The organism is Aliivibrio sifiae, from assembly GCF_002954705.1.
Taxonomy (GTDB): Bacteria; Pseudomonadota; Gammaproteobacteria; order Enterobacterales; family Vibrionaceae; genus Aliivibrio; species Aliivibrio sifiae_A.
This window is the reverse complement of the sequence record NZ_MSCO01000002.1, coordinates 167,857-186,049: the sequence shown is the minus strand read 5'-3', so window position 1 is coordinate 186,049 and position 18,193 is coordinate 167,857. Positions and strand designations below refer to the sequence as shown.

General features: G+C 37.2%; 10 protein-coding genes and 1 pseudogene. 7 read left to right on the top strand and 4 right to left on the bottom strand.

Features of this window, described 5'->3' with window-relative positions; genetic code table 11:
- The 3 genes from BTO22_RS11875 to BTO22_RS11865 all read left to right on the top strand — a co-directional run bounded on the left by BTO22_RS11875 (nt 1) and on the right by BTO22_RS11865 (nt 4,964).
- Complete coding sequence (locus BTO22_RS11875; RefSeq protein ID WP_105055709.1) at nt 1-3,093, top strand: tetrathionate reductase subunit A; 3,093 nt, start codon at nt 1-3, stop codon at nt 3,091-3,093.
- Between the two features lie 195 nt (nt 3,094-3,288).
- On the top strand, nt 3,289-3,909 hold the full coding sequence (locus BTO22_RS11870) for a c-type cytochrome (protein WP_105056551.1): 621 nt from the start codon (nt 3,289-3,291) through the stop codon (nt 3,907-3,909).
- Between the two features lie 11 nt (nt 3,910-3,920).
- A complete protein-coding gene (locus BTO22_RS11865) occupies nt 3,921-4,964 on the top strand; it encodes a c-type cytochrome (protein WP_105055708.1) in 1,044 nt (347 codons plus the stop codon).
- Nucleotides 4,965-5,229: 265 nt separating this feature from the next.
- Here the strand turns inward: BTO22_RS11865 and BTO22_RS11860 are convergent, their stop codons facing one another.
- The 4 genes from BTO22_RS11860 to BTO22_RS11845 form a co-directional block, all read right to left on the bottom strand.
- Nucleotides 5,230-5,970, bottom strand: a complete 741-nt coding sequence (locus tag BTO22_RS11860) for an IS6 family transposase (protein WP_105055707.1) — start codon at nt 5,968-5,970, stop codon at nt 5,230-5,232.
- A 357-nt stretch (nt 5,971-6,327) separates the two neighbouring features.
- Complete coding sequence (locus BTO22_RS11855) at nt 6,328-10,041, bottom strand: hypothetical protein (RefSeq protein WP_105055706.1); 3,714 nt, start codon at nt 10,039-10,041, stop codon at nt 6,328-6,330.
- An 83-nt stretch (nt 10,042-10,124) separates the two neighbouring features.
- Entirely contained in the window at nt 10,125-11,318 is a 1,194-nt protein-coding gene (locus tag BTO22_RS11850; protein ID WP_105055705.1) for an RHS repeat-associated core domain-containing protein, read from the bottom strand.
- A 92-nt stretch (nt 11,319-11,410) separates the two neighbouring features.
- Nucleotides 11,411-13,018, bottom strand: a complete 1,608-nt coding sequence (locus BTO22_RS11845) for a hypothetical protein (RefSeq protein WP_105055704.1) — start codon at nt 13,016-13,018, stop codon at nt 11,411-11,413.
- 289 nt (nt 13,019-13,307) lie between these two features.
- Here BTO22_RS11845 and BTO22_RS11840 point away from each other — a divergent pair.
- From BTO22_RS11840 to BTO22_RS11825, 4 genes and pseudogenes are all read left to right on the top strand, one after another.
- A pseudogene (locus BTO22_RS11840) lies at nt 13,308-14,500 on the top strand (ISL3 family transposase).
- 140 nt (nt 14,501-14,640) lie between these two features.
- Nucleotides 14,641-16,167, top strand: coding sequence for a YjjI family glycine radical enzyme (locus BTO22_RS11835; protein ID WP_105055703.1), 1,527 nt, complete (start codon nt 14,641-14,643; stop codon nt 16,165-16,167).
- A 12-nt stretch (nt 16,168-16,179) separates the two neighbouring features.
- Complete coding sequence (locus BTO22_RS11830; protein WP_105055702.1) at nt 16,180-17,091, top strand: YjjW family glycine radical enzyme activase; 912 nt, start codon at nt 16,180-16,182, stop codon at nt 17,089-17,091.
- 66 nt (nt 17,092-17,157) lie between these two features.
- Nucleotides 17,158-18,165, top strand: coding sequence for a substrate-binding domain-containing protein (locus tag BTO22_RS11825; protein WP_105055701.1), 1,008 nt, complete (start codon nt 17,158-17,160; stop codon nt 18,163-18,165).
- Nucleotides 18,166-18,193 lie beyond the last annotated feature (28 nt).

Genomic DNA, 18,193 nt, shown 5'->3' with positions numbered 1-18,193 from the left:
ATGGATAACAAACGTCGTCAGTTTTTAAAATCAGGTCTTGCTGTTGGTGGTGTTGGTGCTTTTGCAGCAGGCTATGCAACAACAGCGAAACACATAGCCCATGGGATGATTGAAGGTACCGCAGGTAAGAAGACCAATCATATTCATCATGGTAATTCACTAGAGCCAGAATACACAGTAACAGAAAATGGCAAGTTGATTGCAAATCCAAAGCAACGCGTAGCACCCTCTATGTGCTTTGGCTGTTGGACATTATGTGGCTTACGTGTTCGTATTGATAATGACAGCGATAAAATCTTACGTATCTCTGGCAATCCTTATCACCCGTTATCACACGAGCAGCAAATCCCATTTAATACGTCGGTAAAAGACGCGTACATTGGCTTAGCCGGAGAAACAGGCATTGCTGGTCGCTCAACGGCATGTGCCCGTGGTAATGGCATGATGGAAATTCGTAACAGCCCATATCGTATTACTCAACCATTAAAACGTGTCGGTAAACGTGGTGAAGGTAAATGGGTGCCAATCAGCTATGAGCAACTACTAAAAGAAGTCGTAGAAGGCGGTGATCTGTTTGGTGAAGGTCATGTTGAAGGATTACGCGCTATTCGAGATCTAAAAACACCTGTTGATCCTAATAACCCAGAATACGGCCCAAAGGCCAATCAACTGTTAGTCACCAACGCGGGTAACGAAGGTCGTGATGATATTTTAAAACGCTTTGCTTTCAACAGTTATGGTACACGTAACTTTGGTCATCATGGTTCATATTGTGGTTATGCGTTCCGCGCAGGATCTGGCGCATTAATGAATGACTTAGACAAATTCTCCCACGTAAAACCGGATTTAGAACACACCGAATTTGCGATCTTTATTGGTATGTCTCCCGCACAAGCCGGTAATCCATTTAAACGTCAAGCTCGTCAATTAGCGGCGGCTCGTACTCGTGATAATTTTGAATACACCATTATCACACCAAGCTTACCGGCAGGCTCATCAAGTCTAGCAGCAGGTGATAACAACCGTTGGATGCCAATTAACTCAGGCACGGATTCCGCCTTAGTGTTAGGTATGATCCAATGGATGATCACGAATAAGCGTTATAATAAAACCTTCTTAGCGCAACCAAGTGCGAATGCAATGAAAAACGCAGGCACAGCCCATTGGTGTAATGCCACTCACCTTGTTATAAGCGATGAATCCCATCCTAGAAATGGGGCATTTTTACGTGCCTCTGAAATGGGGTTACCATACGAAGGCGAAGCACTGTCTGATTCAGATCCTTATGTGATTATTGATGCTGAAACAAACCAATTAGCCATCAACATACAAGACCAACCTGCAATATTATTTGTTAACCAACAAGTAGAAACCACCACCGGTACAGTAATGGTTAAGTCCTCATTGCAACGCTTAAAAGAAGAAGCGTTTAAATATGACTTGGCGTTCTACAGTGAACAATGTGGTATCTCACAAGAAGATATTATTGCTTTAGCTACTAAATTTACCAGTCATGGAACCAAAGCCGTTGTCGATACTCACGGCGGTAACATGCACAGTAATGGCTTCTATAATGCTTATACTATTTTAATGTTGAACGCCCTTATCGGTAACATTAATCTAAAAGGCGGAACGATGGCAAAAGCCGGCGGATATCCTACGTCGGCGGAAGGTCCTCGTTATAATTTCGCTAACTTTAAAGGTAAAGTGAAACCAAAAGGCGTTTTCTTATCTCGCAGTAAATTCCCATACCAGAAAACCAGTGAGTACAAACGTAAAATAGCGTCAGGGCAGTCGCCTTACCCAACTCGCTCACCTTGGTACCCTATTTCTGCTCCGTTACTGACAGAGCATTTGTCAGCGGCGATTGATGGTTATCCATACCGTGTAAAAGCATGGATAAACCACATGGCAAACCCGCTTTATGGCGTTCCTGGATTAGATAATTTATTAAGCGATAAAATCAAAGATCCAAAACAATTAGGATTGATTGTCTCTGTTGATGCGTTCATTAACGAAACCACCGCCCTGTCTGATTACTTAGTACCCGACACTGTCACCTATGAAAGTTGGGGAATGGCGACACCTTGGCATGGCGTACCAACAAAAGCCGTCACAGCTCGTTGGCCTATTGTTGAACCATTAACAGAAAAAACGACTGATGGCCGCACTATCAATCTTGAAAACTTCGTTATTGATATTGCCAAACAGATCGATCTTGGTGGTTTTGGGAATAACGCGATTTCCGATGCTAACGGCAACTGGCATGGCATTCATTGTGCGGAAGATTTCTATTTACGTTCAGCAGCAAACTTAGCGTATGCGGCTAATGGCGCACCAACCGCTACGGCTGAAGACATTGTTCTTTCAGGATTAGAGCGCCTAGTCCCTGATATGCAGCGAGTATTAACGCAAGAAGAGTTTGGCAAAGTCGCTTACATCTTTGCTCGTGGGGGTCGGTTTGAAGACGCAACAGAAACGTACAAAAACGATGAAATGAAATACAAATGGAAAAAACCATTAGCGATTTGGAACGAGAAACTCGGCACCTCTCACAACACCATGACAGGTGAGCAATACAGTGGTTGCCCTACGTGGTATCCACAAAAGCTCGCTGATGGCACACCGTTAAGTGATAAGTACCCAAAATCAGAATGGCCATTTACGTTAACTAACTTTAAATCCAACATTCACAGTGCGGTGTCTAACTTATCTCCTCGCTTGAATTCAATTAAAGGCGTAAACCCTGTTTATATTCATCCGACAGATGCACAAAAACTCGGCGTCAAAACTGGCGATGTATTCACAATAACCACACCAAGCGGCTCAACCAAAGCGTTAGCGATGTTAGTTGATGGTATTCAACGTGGCACACTAGGCTTTGAACATGGGTTTGGTCATAAAGAGTTAGGTGAACGTGCCCATTGGATTGGCGATACTCAACAACCAGTAAAAATGAAATCAAACGACGGCGTGAATATCAATGACATTGGCTTAATAGACCCAACTCGTAAAGGCAAAGGCGTTTTACTTGATTGGGTAGTTGGCGCTGCTGCAAGACAAGCTCTGCCAGCCCAAATTAGTCTAAGTTAATAACAAAAAACACTGGCGGATGCGATTCTACGTATCCGCCACTATTCACTTCAATGAATAAAACTCACTTCATTAATATCACAGACTGCATAATAAATGTGGAAAACCACAATACCAAAGTCTATAAATAATATTGATAATATTGATAATAAAAAGAAAGCACCTCTAAAAATAAAGCAATTTTGTGGAGCAAATATGTCATTAACAAAAATAGTTCAAGGCAGCTTAGAGTTAGGAGTATTACTTCTATCCATCAGCTCAGTCTTTGCAGCACCAATCCCACCTGCTGCAACCGTATGTACCAGTTGCCATATGCCCACCGGCATGGGCTTACCCAACATGGCCCCTATGATTGCAGGAAAAAATGCAGAATACCTTACTCGCCAAATCGATTTATTCATTGCAGGTGAGCGCAATGATCCTTTAATGACCCCAATGGCAGGCCTCATTGCTGATCCTAAAAAGAAAGCCGAAGCCATTAGCTATTTCGCCTCTTTATCTGCTCCTGAAATTAAAACCCCAGAACAACGTGGCGACCATGTCATCATCTCAGATCCCGCTCGAAAGCTGGTCTACCAAGGCGATTGGAGTCGTAATATTCCCGCTTGCTCTACTTGTCATGGCGCAAATGGCATCGGTGATCAAGATTTCCCACGGTTAGCAAATCAACACCCTGACTATCTTGAAGAACAATTAAAAGCATGGAAAAACAAAACACGTTCAGGGGATCACAATGATGTTATGGGCAGTATTGCCAGACAGCTCACAAATACTGAAATCTCGCAATTATCTCAATATTTTGCCAACGTGAAATAAGGATGATGACAATGAAAAAATACCTAATTACTTTGGCTGTCGCTGCATTATTATCAAATAACGCTTTAGCAAATACAGATTTACCAGACAAACAAGCAGAATTACCTGCACATCCCAAAACAGAAAAGTCGGATCACTTGGTTCCACGTGATTTCAGTACAATTCCAAATACCCCTTTTGGTGAGAAAGTTAAACAAGGCTATTCTTTATTTGTAAACACGCAAACCTTGCAAGGTAAATACGTAAATAACCAACAAAACTGTGTGAATTGTCATATGCAAGCCGGCATGAAAGCCGACTCCGCTCCACTGTGGGGGGCCTTCATGGCCTACCCTGCTTATCGTAAAAAAAATGACAAAGTAAACACCTACGCTGAGCGTATACAAGGGTGTTTCACTTATTCAATGAACGGAACTCCGCCACCAAAAGACTCTCCTGAATTAGTCGCATTAAGTGCGTATTCTTATTGGTTAGCCATGGGGGGATTATTAGACAAATATGGAATGCAAGATACTCCTATTCCTGAGTTATCAGATGCTGCGGTTCAGCTTGGTGGTAATGATGAAACGTTCATCCTACCTACTGAAATGATGCAAGATTTACCCGCTGGTAAACGAGGTAAACTTGCTGGTCGTAGTTTTCCTAAGTTAGATAAACCAGAGCAAGTGCCTTCTATAAATCGTGGGGAAATTGTTTATAACACCACGTGTGCAAGTTGTCATGGTGCCAATGGCGAAGGCATTAGAGATCACGGCGTGCAATCTTTCCCACCACTATGGGGCAAAGACTCATTTAACTGGGGCGCGGGCATGCACCGTGTTAATACCGCCGCTTTCTTTATCTATGAAAACATGCCACTTGGGAAAAGCATTCAGATCACCAAACAGGAAGCATGGGATGTGGCTGCCTTCATGAACAGCCATGAACGCCCTCAAGATCCTCGCTTTAAAGGTGACTTAAAAGCAAATAAAGAAAAATATCATAACCACCAAGGTTACTACGGTAAAGAAGTAAATGGCCCATTTTTCAAATGGGTCAAGAGATTTAAGAAATAAATTATCAGCTTGGTCTTTTGTTATACCATTTTTATATATATCCCATTCACTTTTTGGGATTAAATACCCATACCCTATCGTAGCTCCCTCTACATGGTGATTAATTTCATTTCCGTTTTGATCGTCATACGGCTTTAATCTTAATTCTTCAATCTCTTTAAGTAGTTTCTTTGCATGTGTTGATAAAGATTTATTTTGAATTTTAAATTTAGGGGCTATTGCAACTAATCTGAGTCAGTAAATAAGTCCTACAATAGACTTATTATTATTCGAAAATAACCTCAACATTGAATAATCGGTTTATGAAGGCGGATCTCTCCCGCACTACGGTTTTACGTTTATCATTACGTAACCAGAAATCAAATTGTCCCTTATTCAACATTCGTAAAGATTCAAATCCTTGGATGGTTGACCAAGCTCGCTTCCTCAATTTGAAACCACCAGTGGGCACAACCAATTTCTTAATGGGGGCATGATCGGACTCAATGCCATTATTGAGGCATTTAACTTGCCGCTGCTCGACATCCTCTCGTAGTCGTCCTTCCTTCTTCAATCGGGCAATAGCATTGGCGTATGAGGAATGCTTGTCTGTGCTTAACGTTTTAGGTTGATTGTCTATGTCGTAATATCTTAAGCAACGCTTAAGGAATTGGTAGGCCGCTTCTTTATTACGTTTGTGGGAAAAATAGAAATCTAATGTCTCACCTTGCTTATTAATGGCACGGTAAAGGTAATGCCATTTCCCCTTCACTTTGACGTAGGCTTCATCAAGTTGCCAGGATGAGTCGGTTTTGATGAACTGATAATTACGACGTAACTTTTTACGTAATTTAGGAGAATATTCAATAAACCAACGGTAAATCGTGGAGCGATTCACTGAAATGCCTCGTTCTGCGAGCATGTCACTGAGATTTGCGTAACTCATTGGCGTTGAACCATACCAACGTAAACACCAAAGTATAATTTCTGGTGCAAAGTGTTTCCATTTAAATTCAGAATTGGTCATTAGCTACGAAATGGTATGAAGGATTGTGGGATCTTGACGTTAAATTGAATTTTTTGCAACAGACCCAACTAATGGGCGTTTCGAAACCAACACTCTATAAGTACATTGAGGCATCCAGAAAACCTTTATCGTAATCAGCATTTTCCAGATTTAACAATATCGGGGGATGGGCAAAAATGGCCTTCTGGCAACTCGATGAAACTTACATAAAAGTAAAGGAGGGGCTTATATCCGTGCATAACGATAGGATAAACGATTTATTGGCAACAATGGAAGAGGTTGAATCCTTTTGATTTTCGCCGTAGGCGCCTATTGTTCAACCCCTAATTGTAAAGCTTAATAACTGGTGGCTATCACCTAAATATCATCAGTAGAACCATAAGCGGAATATTGTATATACTTACGATTAATATCCGAAATTAAGCCTATTTGACTATTTTTATAATCAGTTACGCTCAACTCCAATTGGGTTCCTTCTGCTATCAAAAAACGTCCTAACTGATTACCATTCACGATCAAAGCTCTACTATGATAGGTATTTTGTTCTTCATGAATTAACTGTTCAGAAAAATAAAATAAATTAATTGGAGGTTGATTATCAAATGTTTGTTTAGTCAAACGACCTGAAGCACTATACAAGTAACTTGATAATATGATCTGCTCCTTAGAGGTTACTGAAGTTAATCTCTCGAAATCATCGTAATTCAACATTTGATTGTCGACATTGACCAATAAATTACCATTTAAATCATATTCAAAATGTTCATTCTCTAATAGTGGATTAGAATGTCTAATTTCAACTAATAAAAAGTCGTCATTATAGATATGTTCTGAATTATCTAACTGTTCATTCCCACTAATATCTGTAAATATAGTATTTACGTGATTTATATTTGAAAGTGCATCAAATATAAATTCTTGATTCAAAATATGACCTACACCATTAAAACTCGGTCGTGTGAGTCCAACAACTTGATAACCAACCATTTGGTTAAAAGTATTAAACGTATAATGCTCTTCATAAGATTGATTATTTTCATCAATAATCTCCTTATAAACCAAATTACCAACATTATCATAACTATAACGTTGAATCATAAACATAATAGAGTTACGTAAGGTTATTTTACTCTCTATTTTATTAAAATGCTTATCTGAATAATAATACTCATGAGTAACGGTTCCATCGTTAGACATCTTTGATGAAATTGTTTCACTTTTCAATCGACCAAAGTAATCGTAATCAAGTAAAACCAAAACCCCATCATTACTAACTTCAGTCAATTGATTAAACTTATCATATTCTCTTGTTTCAATACCACCGAAGTAATCTGTGTAACTTGTAAGTAACCCAGATGAAGAGTAAGTATATTTACCGTATTTACCATGCTGAGAATCCGTCTTCACTAAATAATTCGGATAATATTCAATATCAGTAGAAAAATACTCATTATTTTCATTTATCAATAAACCTGTATTTTTTTTATACGTAAATATGTTAATTGAATTACCTGAAGAAGTCCTTTCTCCTAACACTTTTTCTAATTTAATATCAATTAAGTTTTCAACAAAAGAGCCACTAGGCTTCGTTACTTTCGAGGGTATATCCGTTAATGTGTTAAATTCAAAAGTTACGATACCACCGACTTTCTTCTCCGACGTTATCCGTCCAATACCATCATAAGTACGTTTACCAATAATAATATCATTGACTCGTATTTCAGTGACGGATTCATCCGTTGAATTTATATCATAAGAGCTACTCATCGTAATAGCTTTCTCACCACTACCAATCACTTTCTTTAGCTCTCGACCAAAAACGTCTAAATTCCGTGTGGTTTGAACACCATTCCTATTAATACTAGTTATTAAACGATTGTAACCATCGTAAATACTATATGAGGTAATTGAGTTATATGTAGATGATTCTTCACTTCCAGCTTCATTACTCTTAACTACCAATTCATTATATCGTATACCTGAATAACTAACATACGATGTTGTTGTCATGTTTACATTATCTATTTCTATAATTGTTTCTACACCATTTTCATTTATCTCGGTTGTTTTCCCCCATAAATCAAACACTGTCCTAACAAATTGACTGAGTATTTTACCGTTTATAAAATCTGAGTAAGTAACTTTGATAACACGATCATAAATATCATAATCAAAAACTTCAGATAAACAAAGATCACCATCAGCACTAATTTTGTATATATTTTTTTCACGTCCAAAATCATCGTAGTTTATTTTTTCGAAAACCAATCCGTTATTTATATTTTTTAATGTTTTATTATCAATGGAGTAAACATATTCACTGATATATTGGTAGTCTGAGTTTTGGTTAAATGTTTTTCTAATCAATCGGTCTAGTAGATCATATTTATAAGTAATAACATTACCGAGGTGGTCTATTTCACTCAATTTATTTATTTTTTCACTACAATATATCAATGAATTAGACATTAATATGTCATCAAAAAACAATGAATCAACGTCAACTTTTATTGTATTTCCATTATTAGTATATCTATAACTTTCTAATTTTTTTTTCGTTACACCAGAGTAATTTACCGTTTTAACCAAACCAAAAAACAACACATCATTAACATCATTACAGTATTGATATGAAGTGGATAATAAAATCTGCCCATCATTTGTTTTATAATCTTGTCTAGATAGTAAAAAAAACTGGCCTTTATTAAATAAACAATTTAACTTTTCATATTGATGAGTTAATATATAATTTTCTTCGTTATTTCTTATATATTTCTTGGAAGGTGCTGTTATTTCCTCTTTAATTAAATGAGGAATATAAAAATCATTATCCGTCAAGGCTAAATCTTGCTTCTGATAATAAGTAAAATACTTTTCAATACCGAAGTTGTCTTTCTGCATAGTCAAATTACCATAAGTATCAAACTCTGTAGCTATTTCACTAATCCTTACCTCTCCTACTTCATTGTAAAAATATTCTTTATTTAACCTCAAATTCTGAAACTGATTAGGTTGTTTAGAAAAATCCACATTAGATATTGTATAATAAACATACTCTTTTTTATTGATTGGTTTATTGCTACTTTTTTCTCTTATTGTCTGACGAATAACTAAATGATATTTATCATATACCGTTGTTTTCTCTAATAATTCATCAAACTCGGTACACGAATACTCATAATTACCGTTTAATTCATATAAGGCATCAATACCGTCACGAAAAATAGGAAGATTATTACCAAGATAGTTATTACTCGAGTACTCATATCGTTTAAATTTTATCTCGTCGTTTCCAACTTTTTTATGTAGAGAAACCGCGGGTAATGCTCGTATAGGGCCTGATGTTGGAAGTTTGAGCTCCTCTGGATAATAATCGACAATATCACTATAACCTACTGGATGCTTGACTTCCGATATCATGCTTAAACCAGAGATATTTTTATACTTAATACCTATCAATTGATGCTCAGGTAAGCTTACTTTGACTAAACTACCGTTACTAATCGTTCCTTGACAAAGGCTCTCTCCAAAAATGTTTTTTACTTCAAAACTGTTTAGAGTGTATAAAAAAACAATTTCTTTACCTGTACTGTTTGATATTTTAGAAAGGATGCCTCTTTTATAGTGAAACTTATGAAAATGGCCATTCACATAAGTAATCTGCTCTATACCTCCTTCTATGTTAAATTGTTCAGTAGTACCATTTTTATGATTAATAAAAAGAAGACCACCTTTTAATGAAACAACGATATCTTTATCTTTTAGGTATCGGCACGTGACACTATTTCCAGATATATTAACAGGAAAACTCATTCCATTTGATAATGAAAGCTTCTTACTTTGTTTATCATAATAAGATACATTTAAAGACCAACCTTTACCAAAGCCAGTATTAGAATCACTTAACGAGTTGTACCCTATCGTCGCAGAAAAAATCTCTCCGCCGTAAGTTTTTAAATTACCAATAGTCAATGATAAATTAAATGTTCCGGTTCTTGGATCGACACCTGTTCTATAAAGATTACCAAAGTTAAAAGCATTACTTGTAATTTCATTTGATAAATTAACCATAATTTTTTACCGTAATTTTAATAATTTTAAACTGAATAAATAATTTACAATTTCGCAAATAGATGAAATAAAACCAATCAAGTTTATAATCTTCTTGATAAACCCTTTAAATAAACAGCCCCCTTTGTTAAGACTGACAAACCATTATTAGTTCGCAAAGAGTTAGCAGCAGCCGCACCAGACTGCGGTTTATACGTTCGTTCAAATATTTTACTGCGGTGTATACTATTTATATTATTGGTATATCGAAAAACATAGCTTGTAACATTAACATCTAGTTCATTTGCTAATACTTGAGCTTGTGAGCCCGCCTTTCCGCCGAATGCTCCATAGCAACTTTCGAGTACTACACTCGTAAAATCTTTATCTTTTTGAAAGTCAGCTTTACTCATTACTTTCTTCGGCCTAAAGCCTTGTTCTCTAAGATACTCTGCAAGTTCAGCTCCTGATTTTAGCCCACCCTTTGTGGAGGTTAGTCCCAAGCCACCATGTCCATGGAGTTCCAACTTACTTCCGAAATGAGATATATTCGCAGACCAATCTTTTCCTAGACTATTAACGACTGCACTATCAATAGGGTAATATTTAGAGCCTGACACACCTAGTGAAATACGAGATCCAATAGCCCCCGTAAGCAGAGAGCCGATACCTAAACCTAAAGAAGCATAAGACAAATTTTCAGCATGAGCATTATCTTCACCGACTGCAACTGATGCTAAACCAGTTGCTGCTGATGCCACTCCCATCGCTCCCGATGTCACTGATAATCCGATTTTCGTACCAGCAGCCAAACTCGCACCAGTTCCAATAAGTGCGATCCCTCCTTTAACTGCAATCCCTAATGTTGCGATTGATATAAGTACACCTAATATTCCCAAACCAATTCCGATCCCAGCTTCAACACTTATATGTCCACTAGGATCAGAAAGGTTTATTGGGTCTCCAAAACAATACCCGTGAGTGTTTATTCCTCCTTGCGAAAATGGACTAAGGCTATCTGGACTATTAAATCTCATCATACTCGGAATATATACCCGATATCCATTACCTAAATGATAAGATTTTAATACTGGATCTAATCTTTCACCGTTAAAACCAATACTATTAGTTAGTATATAAAGTTTAGAATATCGTTTACTTCCATGATCTAAATCATTAATAAATGATAAAGCATTAACAGGAGTGGAGATTGAAAATATAGATGAGGTACCAGCAACAATGCAAGATTTAATAATAAAACATCTACGTCCGGAATTTATTAATTCTTTCTTATTCATAATTCACCAAAACTTATATTATAAATATATTAAAATGTGTCGACATATGCTATTCAAAAACACATGCCTACACTATTATCAATATAATTTATTTACCAAATAGAATTTATTGTATGAATATCATCGATATTAAAATAATCATTAGAATAATTAAATTTAATATCAAATGCATTTCCATACTGATCTCTTGCTTTTACATTGTTTTTTTGTTCTGGGGAAAAGTAATTATTATTACCATAACGAAGAGGATCTAAATTCCACCCAATATAGCTATGTGCGGCTATAAAATGGTTATAAAACGTCGTAGATAAAAATGTTATATTGTTAGCGTTAGGATGTAGCTCAACAGACGATGGGTAAAACTCACTGTTTGTTTCATTCCAATAATCATATCCTTTTAACTGAACATCTTTGTAAGATTCATTACCATATTTATTCATAACAAATAAAGATGCTCCTTTTAGTCTACGTTGTCCAGGTTGCGCGTTATAAGTTTCAGTATACCTTGCAACAAGTGACATATTTTCTATACGAGTTGTGCTAGCTCTTGGTTGATTATAAGGAATCGCATTAATATAAATATCCGCTATCTTTATATTCGGTTTTTTAGGCGTTATTGTTATTTCACGCAAATCAACACGTTGATGGTCATTATGATAAAATCGATTATCTGAGATTATAAAATCACTTTTTATATAATTTGGGATAGGAATTGCGGCAATAGGAGCATAGCTTATGTGTTCATAATTTTTTCCTCTGCATGTATCTGCTAAATTTACTCCATTTTCATTGCCTATTCTGGCACAAATTTGCATATCAAGACCTGAAGCCGTCGCTTTTGTGGTAGTTACCCAATACGTAAATGTATGCCACCCATTATCCAGTGTATATATTTCAGGCTCTAAATAAGAGCTCTCCTGATTTCCCTCTCGAATACTGAGAATGCTTTTTTCATATTTATTTTCTTGACGAGAAGCTTTCCAAGAAGTACTTTCTAGGCCAACATGCTCTCCATCAATAGCAATTTCTATTTTTTTATTTGGATCGTATGGTTCGCCTAACTTCGTGTATAAACGGATAAAATTAATTTTTTTCCCATCGGTACTTATAGCTGAATTAATATCTGTAATTGGCGTTGTAATAAGAGCTCCAGATTCATTATTATGCTTCAACCTCGCTCTTACAGTAACCTGGCTTTGCATTATACCATTAGCATATATTTGATTAGGAATAGCACCTCCAGCCCCTTCTGGATAAATTTCATAGTTATCAATATATACATTGCTTAAATCAGTAATTACAGAATTAGATAATTCACTATTTATATCTTCTATATTATCAGGTATAGCATTTTGATTGATATTACTAGGAGCGATATTCGATATTTTATTTGCTACACATACAGGATGATAAGCGGAACCAAGTTTAATATCATATCCATGTCCAGATCCAGTAATAACATATCCACCCGCGAGTTTTAGTATTTCATATTGACCCATTAAATTATTACCAATAGATAACCGATTTTCCCTAGCTGTTTCTACTGGCATAATAGTATAATCCGAAGGGCATACCCCTCCATGATAACTAACTAACATCGCATCATTGGTAATTTCCACATCAGTCGTATTTGCAGCGCTCTGACTACTAATAAAACAGAATAATGCATAAATAGTGACTTTTATTTGAATATACTTCATGACTAATAAATTCCTTATATGATTTAGAGTAAACGATAAATTTATAGTTGATTTTATTTTTTAAGTAAACCTGTTGTATTTTACAGAGGGCTGTTGTAAATAATCTGAGTTGATAAATAAGCCCTACTATTGACTAATGCCACTCGCTTAAGGGCGAGTGGCATGTTTATTAGGATATTTGACTGCCTTTTTTAAGGTTCATCGCAGATTAGCGGGAATTGAAAACAAAAACGGCAGTTAGTGGTAAAGTTACATCGCCAAACACAACTTTTCACAAACTGCCGTTTTCATGCCAAATAATACTTTTTTATCATCATTCTGGAAAGGTTTTCAGATCGTAAAGTCTCATAAAACTGATTCATTAATCTCTATAACCTTAAAGCCTGATTCCCCAGCATTCTGCTCTTGCGGGCGACTCTCTGAATTTACTCACGATACTCAGTGGCGAACTATTAAAGACGCTATGATATTAGGAGCTCCAGTTGAACTTTTGATTCAGACTAGGCGCATTACATGTTCGCTATGTGGTACAAAAACGGAAGCAATATCTTGGCTTAAACCATACTCACGCCTGACTAATCGATTGATAGAATATATTGAACAACTGCTGCCTTTGCTGCCGATTAAACATATTTCAGAACTGACTGGAGTACATTGGCACACGATAAAGAACATTGATAAACAACGACTTAAACGAGTTATCCCTGACATACCATGGGATAAATTACGTCAACTAGTGATGGATGAGTTTGCCATATTTAAAGGACATCGATATGCAACAGTGATTGCCGATGCGCAGACACATCAAGTGCTTTGGATTGGTTTAGGTAGAAGCCGAACTGATATCAGGCCTTTCTTTGAAGAGCTTGGTGAGCATGCCGAAAATATCGAAGCAGTAGCTATGGATATGAATACAGCTTTCGATCTCGAAGTGAAAGCTCATTGCCCTAATGCACGTATTGTATACGATCTTTTTCATGTGGTAGCCAAATATGGACGAGAGGTAATGGATAGAGTTAGGGTAGATCAAGCGAATCAACTCAAAGAAGACAAAAAAGCTCGTCGTTGGATTAAGCGTTCACGCTGGATCCTTTTGAAAAATAGAGACAACCTAGACGCAAATCAACAGAGTTATCTAGATGAAATACTTTCGGTAAACCACGATTTAATGGTGACTCATTTGCTAGGAGAGCAATTAAAAGAGCTCTGGTATTGTGACTCAGAAACGCAGGCAATAGAACTATGGGATGTATGGTGACAACAGGTAAATGAGAGTGGGACCAACCATTAATCAGTTTTGCACGAAAGTTAAAACCATACCTTCACGGAATTGTTAGTTCGGCTTTATATCGATTAAATACATGTACACTGGAAGGAATAAATAACAAAATTAAGCTGATCAAAAGAATGGGGTATGGCTACAGAGATACAGACTATTTCTTTATGAAGATAAAAGCGGCTTTCCCCGGAAAGCCGCGATGAACCAATAAAAAGGCCGCCCCCATTACATAAAGTGAGCATTTAAATTTTCCAAAATGGAAAAGAATCATTGAATTAATTTCACTAACTGAAATGACATTCTTGGCTCATAATAAACCCATACTAATTAAAAGGGTTTTATCATGAGTCAAGAACGTTTCTATAGCATCATTACTGACGCCAGCTTATCGCCAAAACAAAAATCACAATATTTAGCGTTAGAAGCAGAGGCAAGTCTACCTTACATGGAGATTGACTCAGAAACCCAACAAGCCTTAAATGATGGCGTATTATGTGACATGTTTGAAGGTCACGCCCCTTTTAAACCTCGCTATGTATTGCCTGATTACGCAAAGTTTTTATCTCAAGGTTCTGAATACCTAGAGCTATCTGCGGCCGAAAATTTTGATGATGCATTAAACTTACTGACGATTATCTATCATCATGTCCCTTCCGTTACTTCTATTCCTGTTTACCTTGGCCAACTTGATACTGTACTTATGCCTTACGTTGGTGCCCTTAGTGATGAAGAAATTTACCAAAAAGTAAAACGCTTCTGGATCATGCTAGATCGCACCCTTCCAGATGCTTTCATGCACGTAAATATTGGCCCTACAGATAACATCATTTGTCGCACTATCTTGCGTGTTGATGCCGAATTAAAGCAAATCGCACCTAACTTAACCTTTATGTACGATGCTGACGTTACGCCTGATGACTTACTTCGCCAAGCGGCATCAAATATCTGTGAATGCAGCAAGCCACACATTGCTAACTATCCTATTCATGCAAAAGCGTATAACAACACTGGTTTTGGCATTGTTAGTTGTTACAACTCTCTGCCACTTGCTGGTGGTTCAAATACGCTAGTTCGTATGAACCTAAAAGAAGTAGCAAAAAAAGCACAAAATAAAGCCGATTTTGTTGAGAATATTCTTCCTCATTACTGCAGCGTAATGCTTGGTTTGATGGACACTCGTAGTGAGTTCTTACATGAAAAATCAAATTTCTTTGAAGGCTTCTTAACAAAAGAAGGCTTAATCAACGAAGACCGCTTTGCACCAATGTTCGGCATTTTCGGCATGGCTGAAGCGGTAAATATCCTAATGGAGAAAGAGGGTGTTGAAGCAAAATACGGCCATGACGAAGCAGCAAATCTATTAGGTCATGCTATTTCTAAGCAGCTTTCTAAAATCGTTGATGCGACTGATGTAAAATACGGTTACCACAAAAAAGCACTACTTCATGCTCAAGGTGGCATCAGCTTAGATCTTGATGTTACTCCAGGCGTTCGTATTCCTTATGGTACAGAACCAGACCCTGTTTCATATGTACAAGCAACCGCTGGCCACCACCAATACTACACATCAGGTATCAGTGATATTTTAACGATTGATGAAACCGTTAAATCAAACCCTGAAGCGATGTTTAATTTGGCAAAAGGCGCACTGCAATCAGGTTACCGCGAGTTTACGGCTAATGTTGCGTCAAACGATTTGGTACGAGTGACTGGTTACATGATTAAATTGTCTGATATTGCAAAATACGACAATGAAGGTTCTCGCACTAATACCACATTCTTAGGTGCTGAAGCGGCTAAAAATACAGGTATTCTAGAGCGTAAACCTCGTGTTGCGGCATTAGAAATCACACCAACGTACGCAGAATAAGCTAGATAATCTATGGTTGACGTTATCACTCAACAGAGCAATACCATCAACTATGACAAAACAGGATTGGTCAGTAAAATACTGACCTTTTCTTGTGTCGATGGTCCCGGTAATCGCCTTGTGATTTTTTTACAAGGCTGTAATTACAATTGTATAACTTGTCATAACCCTCATACCATTAACCATTGTGATCACTGTGGTGATTGCATTGAACCTTGTCCTACAGGTGCATTAACCTTTGATAATTCTCCAAACAGAAAAGTCATTTGGGACGAAACCTTGTGCACTCAATGTGATAAATGCATTGATGTCTGCCCAAGCAAATCCAATCCAAAAATAACGACATATTCGGTAGAAAAGCTGCTTGAATTCACCAAGAAACACGCCCCATTTTTAAGTGGTGTCACAATATCTGGTGGTGAGGCGACCTTACAATTACCGTTTATTATTGAATACTTTAAAGCAATTAAATCAAACAACGCATTAGGTCACCTGACTTGTTTTATTGACAGTAATGGCAGTTTGTCAGAGCAAGGGTGGAGCAAGGTTTTACCTTATCTTGATGGCACTATGATTGACTTAAAGGCTTGGCAAAATGACACCCATTTATGGTTAGTCGGCAGAAAAAATCATCGCGTTTTACGATCTATAAACCTATTAGCTCAACACGACAAATTACACGAAGTTCGTTTATTACATATACCCAATAAAACCGACTTATTGTGTGAAATTGATGCTGTTAGTGAGTATTTAAAGACATTACCAGATCATATCAGCATTCGCTTAAATGCCTTTCAACATCATGGCGTCGTTGGTGAAGCCTTAAATTGGGATAAATGCAGCAAAGTGCAAATGGAAGAATTTGAACACAGTTTGGTTCAACGATTAGGCCGTTCTGTTATCACACCAACCGTTTATACCTAAACAAACCATTGATTCATAAAGAAAGCCTCAGCTATAATGTTACTGTAACATTAACTAAGGCTTATTATGACTACCGATACACGAAAATCACGCCCCACTTTACAAGACATTGCTGATAGAATCGGCATCACCAAAATGACGGTCAGCCGCTATATGCGAGATCCAAGTTCGGTTGCAGAGCCAACGCGTGTCAAAATAAAAGCGGTAGTTGAAGAGCTTGGATACATTCAAAATCGTGCACCAGCAATGCTTTCAAAAGCCTCAAGTAAAGCCATTGGCGTATTATTACCTTCTTTATCTAACCAAGTATTTGCAAACTTCACACAAGGTATTGAAGCGGTAACCAATGCTTGTGGTTATGAAACCTTAATTGCCCACTTTAGTTACAGCAAAGATATTGAAGAAAACAAGATAGCGGCCCTACTTTCTTATCAGGTAGATGGACTTATTTTAACCAGTTCAGAGCATACTCCGCGTACATTACAAATGATAAAAACCGCTGGCGTACCAATTATCGAAGCGATGGAATTACCTGAAAACCCAATTGATATTGCTGTCGGATTAGATCACGAATTAGCGGCTTATACTGTCATTAAATCTATGCTCAATAAAGGGAAAAAACACATCGTCTACTTTGGTGCCCGACTGGATACCCGAACACAACTACGTATGAATGGTTACGATAAAGCGATTACAGAAGCTGGATTTGAGCCAATCCACATCCTAACCGAAGCTCACTCAAGCTTTACCTTAGGTCAAAAACTTCTTGAACAAACATTAAACATGCACCCTACTGTAGATGGGATCTTCTGTACTAATGACGATATTGCTATCGGAACAATCATGGCTTGCCAAGAAAGAAAAATCCCAGTACCACAACAAATTAGTATCGTTGGATATAACTCATTAGACATAGGCCAAGCAATGTCACCAAAACTAACCAGCGTAGATACGCCTTTATATGCTATTGGAGAGAAAAGTGCACAATTACTGTTAGATTCTCTGGCAGGAAAAAGCCCAGAACAAAAAGTGTTTGATCTGGGCTTTACGATTACACAAGGAGAAAGCTTGTAATTTCAGCTTTCTCTATTGCGCTTTATTC

What these genes read in the sequence shown, in the direction of transcription:
- BTO22_RS11875 (WP_105055709.1), top strand. Translation starts at nt 1, where the DNA reads ATGGATAACAAACGTCGTCAGTTTTTAAAATCAGGTCTTGCTGTTGGT.
- BTO22_RS11870 (WP_105056551.1), top strand. Translation starts at nt 3,289, where the DNA reads ATGTCATTAACAAAAATAGTTCAAGGCAGCTTAGAGTTAGGAGTATTA.
- BTO22_RS11865 (WP_105055708.1), top strand. Translation starts at nt 3,921, where the DNA reads ATGAAAAAATACCTAATTACTTTGGCTGTCGCTGCATTATTATCAAAT.
- BTO22_RS11860 (WP_105055707.1), bottom strand. Translation starts at nt 5,970, where the DNA reads ATGACCAATTCTGAATTTAAATGGAAACACTTTGCACCAGAAATTATA.
- BTO22_RS11855 (WP_105055706.1), bottom strand. Translation starts at nt 10,041, where the DNA reads ATGGTTAATTTATCAAATGAAATTACAAGTAATGCTTTTAACTTTGGT.
- BTO22_RS11850 (WP_105055705.1), bottom strand. Translation starts at nt 11,318, where the DNA reads ATGAATAAGAAAGAATTAATAAATTCCGGACGTAGATGTTTTATTATT.
- BTO22_RS11845 (WP_105055704.1), bottom strand. Translation starts at nt 13,018, where the DNA reads ATGAAGTATATTCAAATAAAAGTCACTATTTATGCATTATTCTGTTTT.
- BTO22_RS11835 (WP_105055703.1), top strand. Translation starts at nt 14,641, where the DNA reads ATGAGTCAAGAACGTTTCTATAGCATCATTACTGACGCCAGCTTATCG.
- BTO22_RS11830 (WP_105055702.1), top strand. Translation starts at nt 16,180, where the DNA reads ATGGTTGACGTTATCACTCAACAGAGCAATACCATCAACTATGACAAA.
- BTO22_RS11825 (WP_105055701.1), top strand. Translation starts at nt 17,158, where the DNA reads ATGACTACCGATACACGAAAATCACGCCCCACTTTACAAGACATTGCT.